We start from the raw sequence: 2,951 nt of genomic DNA, 5'->3' as shown, positions 1-2,951 counted from the left end.
CCCCCACCCGCCCGCTCAACCCGGAGCAGCAGGACGCCGCGAAGCGCGCCCTGGCCGCGGAGGACTTCTTCCTGGTCCACGGCCCGCCCGGCACCGGCAAGTCCACCGTGCTGGCGGAGGTGGCGGCCCAGGCCGTCGCGCGCGGAGAGCGCCTCTTGTGCACCGCGGCCAGCAACGCCGCCGTGGACCACCTGCTGGAGCTGTGCCTGGAGCAGGGCCTGCGCGCCCTTCGCGTGGGCCACCCCGCGCGCGTCGCCGCCCGCCTGCAGGAGCACACGCTGGACATCGTGGTGGAGGAGCACCCGGACCGCGTCGTCAGCCGCGACCTGTTCGACGAGGCCTTCGACCTCTTCGGCTACGCGCGCCGCCAGCGCAACCAGGGCCGCAGCCGCGAGCGCTTCTCCAACGCCCGCTCCTCCACGGCGGAGGCCAAGGACCTGATGGACGAGGCGCGCAAGCTGGAGAAGAAGGCCGTGAAGGCCGTGCTCGCCCGCGCGGACGTGGTGTGCGTGACGCTCGCGAGCCTGGGCTCCGGCGTGCTCGCGGGCGAGGAGTTCGACCGCGCCCTCCTGGACGAAGCCACCCAGGCCACCGAGCCGCTGGCCCTCTTGGGCTTCCTGCGCGCGCCCAAGGTGGTGCTCGCCGGAGACCCGCAGCAATTGCCGCCCACCGTGCTGTCGCAGGAGGCCGCGAAGGCGGGCCTGGGCGTGAGCCTCTTCGAGCGCCTGCTCCAGGACCACGGCGACGACGTGAAGCGCATGCTGCGCGAGCAGTACCGGATGAACGCCGCCATCATGGCCTTCCCCTCGAAGGAGATGTACGGCGGGGAGCTGCGCGCCCACCCGTCCGTGGCGGACCGCACGCTCGCGCAAGTGCTCAACCCCGGCGCGGAGGTGGACGCCCCGCCCGTGCTCTACCTGGACACCGCGGGCAAGGGCTTCGACGAAGAGGAGGAGCCCACCACCCACTCCCTCCTCAACCCGGGCGAGGCCACGTACGTCATCGCCCGCGTGCGGCAGCTCCTCTCCCTGGGCCTGTCCCCGCGCGAGGTGGCCGTCATCGCCCCGTACAGCGCCCAGGCCCGGCACCTGCGCGAGGCGCTGGAGGCCGTGCACCCGGAGGTGGAGGTGGACACCGTGGACGCGTTCCAGGGCCGGGAGAAGGACGCCATCCTCGTCAGCCTCACCCGCTCCAACAGCGAGGGGCAGCTGGGCTTCCTCAACGACCTGCGCCGCATGAACGTGGCCCTCACCCGCGCCCGCCGACACCTGTTCGTCGTGGGCGACTCCGCCACCCTCAGCAGCCACCCCTTCTACGCGCGCTTCATCGAGGGCACGCAGACGGACGGCGGCTACCGCTCCGCCTGGGAGTGGCCGGACCCGGCTGAGCAATGATTGTCATTCCAACGACACCGGCCTGCCCCACGGGACTACGCAAGGAGTGCGAGCCAGGCGGTCGAAATTTGTCGGCTCGCTGAACGAATTTTGTCACCCGCCTGCCTGCCTGGTGCGGGAGACGGCCGGAAATCAGGCATTTGGCTCCATCCACGGGGTCGGCACGAAGGATGCTTCTCTTGCCGGACACGGAGGGAATGCATGTCTCAAGCGCCTGTGGTGACCAAGGAGAATGACGTCTGGGTGATTCGGATCGATCGGCCCAACGGCAAGACCCAGGAGTACCGCTGCGCCACGGAGAGCCAGGCCCGGCAGCTGGCCATGGTGCTCGGCAAGCCGGACACCGGCGGCCCGCCGCGCCCGGCGGCGACCAGCAGCATCGTCTAGGGTCGCCAGTACCCGGGGGGACGGAGTAAGGCATGAAGGCACGAGGAGGCTCCGTGCCCGCCGCCGCATTCGAATCCCTCACCCTCGATGCCGAAGGGCTGCCGCTGCACGTACGGCAGCGAGGCCCCCAGGGGGCCCCGGCCGTGCTGTTCCTGCATGGCTGGCTGGACCACTCCCACAGCTTTGATCCGCTCTGCGAGCACCTGCCCGAAGCCTGGCGCACGGTGCTGCTGGACTTTCGCGGCATGGGCCAGAGCGGCCACGCGGGCCCCGGCGCCGCGTACCACTTCAGCGACCACCTGCTGGACGTGGAGGCCACCCTGGACGGGCTGGCCCTGCCGCGGGTGCACCTGGTGGGGCACTCGCTGGGCGGCATCGTCGCGCTCGCGTACGCCGCCGCGCGCCCGGAGCGCGTCCTCGGCCTGACGCTCATCGAAAGCCTGGGCCCCTCCGGCGGTCCGGCCACGGGCGCCCTCCAGCGGCTGCGCGGCTTCCTGGACGACTCGCGCCGCCCGCCGAACCGCAAGCGCTACCCCACGGTGGAGGCCGCCGCGGAGCGCCTGCGTCAGGCCAACCCCACCCTCTCCCCGGACGCGGCGCTCCTCTTCGCGCGCCACGGCACCCGCCGGACGCCGGAGGGCGACTTCGCCTTCACCTTTGATCCGCGCCACCGCCGCCGCTTCGGCCAGGGCTTCGACGAGGCCCAGTGGCTGACGCTGGAGGCCGCCGTCACCTGCCCCGTGCAGCTGCTGCGCGGCACCGAAGGCCTGTCCCCCGCCCCGGAGCTGCTGGAGGCGCGGCTGGCCGCCCTGCGCACACTGGCCGCCCCACCCCGTTTCTTCCAGGGCGGCCACCACGTGCACCTGGAGCAGCCCGCGGCCGTGGCCGCCGCGATCGCGGCGTTCATTGCCGGAAGCGCCGCCGAAGCGTCATCTGCATGACCTGAAAAGTTGGGGGTGCCGGTTGGCAAAAGGTCGGGAAAAACCTTTCACCCTCCAGGGCAACCCGGTTCCCTCCAGCGCTCACTTGGCCGCCGGCGCGTGAGCCAAGTCCCTGAATTCAGGTGGTCGCGGGGCAACGGCGTGACCCGGCACGGGTCTTGATTAGGGGAAGCCCGCGATGGATCACGTGTCCCGGGCATCCGTGTGCGTGTGGTGGGGAAGGGTGGGG

At 71.8% G+C, this 2,951-nt stretch carries 3 protein-coding genes; all 3 read left to right on the top strand.

Annotated elements, in window-relative coordinates:
• The coding region (locus D7W79_RS40860) for an AAA domain-containing protein (RefSeq protein WP_120530597.1) at nucleotides 1–1,394 on the top strand (1,394 nt) is incomplete at its 5' end.
• A 201-nt stretch (nucleotides 1,395–1,595) separates the two neighbouring features.
• A complete protein-coding gene (locus D7W79_RS40855; protein WP_120530596.1) occupies nucleotides 1,596–1,781 on the top strand; it encodes a hypothetical protein in 186 nt (61 codons plus the stop codon).
• A gap of 32 nt (nucleotides 1,782–1,813) precedes the next feature.
• Nucleotides 1,814–2,722, top strand: a complete 909-nt coding sequence (locus D7W79_RS40850; protein WP_120530595.1) for an alpha/beta hydrolase — start codon at nucleotides 1,814–1,816, stop codon at nucleotides 2,720–2,722.
• The last annotated feature ends 229 nt before the right edge of the window (nucleotides 2,723–2,951 follow it).

The sequence above is a fragment of the Corallococcus exercitus genome (assembly GCF_003611585.1).
GTDB classification, from domain to species: Bacteria; Myxococcota; Myxococcia; order Myxococcales; family Myxococcaceae; genus Corallococcus; species Corallococcus exercitus.
The sequence above is the reverse complement of the archived record's forward strand: the minus strand, read 5'-3'. Positions and strand labels throughout refer to the sequence as shown.